This is a genomic window from Nocardioides sp., assembly GCF_050699375.1.
In the GTDB taxonomy this organism is placed as follows: Bacteria; Actinomycetota; Actinomycetes; order Propionibacteriales; family Nocardioidaceae; genus Nocardioides.
This window is the reverse complement of the sequence record NZ_JBOHDN010000156.1, coordinates 1-1934: the sequence shown is the minus strand read 5'-3', so window position 1 is coordinate 1934 and position 1934 is coordinate 1. Positions and strand designations below refer to the sequence as shown.

Here is a 1934-nt window from a genome sequence, read left to right as displayed (position 1 = left end):
TCGCCCTCGAACCGGCCGTCCTTCCAGTCCCAACCGGCCTTGTAGAGAGCGTCGTCCGGGCTCGCCTGGGTCCGGCGCTGACGCGCGTAGGTGAGTGATGTCTTCAACGGCAGCGGCAACGGCTCGGAGAGTCCCCGGTCCCGCAGCTTCACCAGGTCACGCAGCACGTCCACCGCCGTGTGGTCGAGAGGTCCGAGCTGGGAGAGCCCGAACGGCGTACGCGACCTGGAGTTGCCGGGACGGCCCAGCGTCCACGCGCTCCACGGCCGGTCCTCGTCGGAGGCGGCCAGCGTGACCAGCTGCACCCAGGACTCGATCCGCTGCTTGGCACCCAGCCGGGAGTACGTCACCGGCACCAGCCGATCGCCGTAGACCTGCGGCACCGTGCCGGTCAGCCGCCGGCCGTCGCCGAGATCGACCTCGACATCGACGGCTCGGGTCTGCCCGGTCGAGATGCCCGCGTGGCGTACCCGCAGCGCCTCCTGCGCGATCGGCTTCGCCTTGGTGACCACGTCGGTGAGGATGCGCCAGCCGAGCCATTTGGGAGGAAGTACGCCGCGGCGCCACTCCTGCTGGATCGCCTGGTCCTCCGACATCCCGGCGAGCAGATCGTGGAGCAGCCGGTCGCCCACCGACCACTGCCCCAGCCCGTCGAGCTCGACGGGCAGCCCGTCGGAGAGCGGGTCGTCGTCGCGGGGCAGCGCCAGCTCGAGCCGGTCGCGGAAGAACGCGCGCACCGGTGTGCGGTAGAAGGCGAGGAGCTCCTCGAGCGTCACGTCGCCGGCAGCGGTCGACGCCAGCGGGGCAGGCAGGAACTCCGGCGGCTCGACACGGTCGGACACGGCGGCGAGGGCACCGGCCTCGGCGGCCCTGTCGAAGGAGAAGGAGTGACCCGCCACCAACGCGCCCGGCGTCAGGTTGCGCGGGTCGAACGGCTGCAGCGGGTGCCTGGTCGTCACCGCGGTCGAGACCGGGCGCCCATCCGCGGAGACAGCGGTCGCGTCCAACGCGTCCAGCAGCTCTCCGAGCGGCACCGCCGGTGGCCGGTCCTGGCCCGAATACTCGTTGGCGCCCGTGTAGGTCACCACCAGCGTCTCGGTCGCCGCCAGCAGCGCGTCCAGGAACAGCTGTCGGTCCTCGCTGCGCAGGTCGCGCTCCCCGGTCTGCGGGGTTCGCGCCAGCAGGTCGTCGCCATCGGTGATCCCGACGCGGGGGAACACGCCGTCGTCCATGCCCAGCAGGCACACCACCCGGTGGGGCACCGACCGCATCGGCACCAGCGTGGACACGGTCAGCGTCCCGGTGCGGAAGTTGGCCCGCGTGGCCCGTCCGGCCAGCCTGGCGCCCAGCAGCGCCCGCACGTCGGGCAGCCGCAGCTCGTCGACCTCGTGCCCCGCGGCCGCCTCACGCACCCGTGACAGCTCCCTGGTCACCTGCCCGGACTGCCAGTCGTCGTTGGTCGAGACCGACGTCAGCGAGGCGACGCCGTCTTCGATGACCTTCAGCCAGTGCGCCAGTGGATGCGCGCCGGCCAGCTCGTCGGTGACCTGCTCGAGCCGGTCGACGAGCTCGGCGAACCTTCCCGCCAGCTCGACCGACCCGCTCCCCACATCGTCGAGCGGCAGCGTCGTATCCAGCCAGGTCGCCGAGTCCTCGGACATGGCCACCCCGGTGAGGATCCGGTCCATGCCGAAGCGCCAGGTGTTGGCGACGTACGTCTCCAGCCCGAAGGGCTTGCGGTGCTCCGCGTCGAAGCCCCATCTGATCCCGGAGTCCTTGGCCCAGTCCTCCAGCTGCTCGAGCGCGTCGTCGTTGAGCCCGAAACGGCGCCGCACGGGGTCGAGATGAGCAAGATCGAGTACGTCGCTCACCCCCGCCCTGCCGCCGGCCAGGTCGAGCAGCCGGGTGGCGACGTCCAGGAGCGGGTTCGTACG

General features: G+C 71.7%; 1 pseudogene. It reads right to left on the bottom strand.

Annotated elements, in window-relative coordinates:
* Positions 1-1934, bottom strand: a pseudogene (locus tag ACRDPS_RS11540) (exodeoxyribonuclease V subunit gamma); the annotation flags it as partial.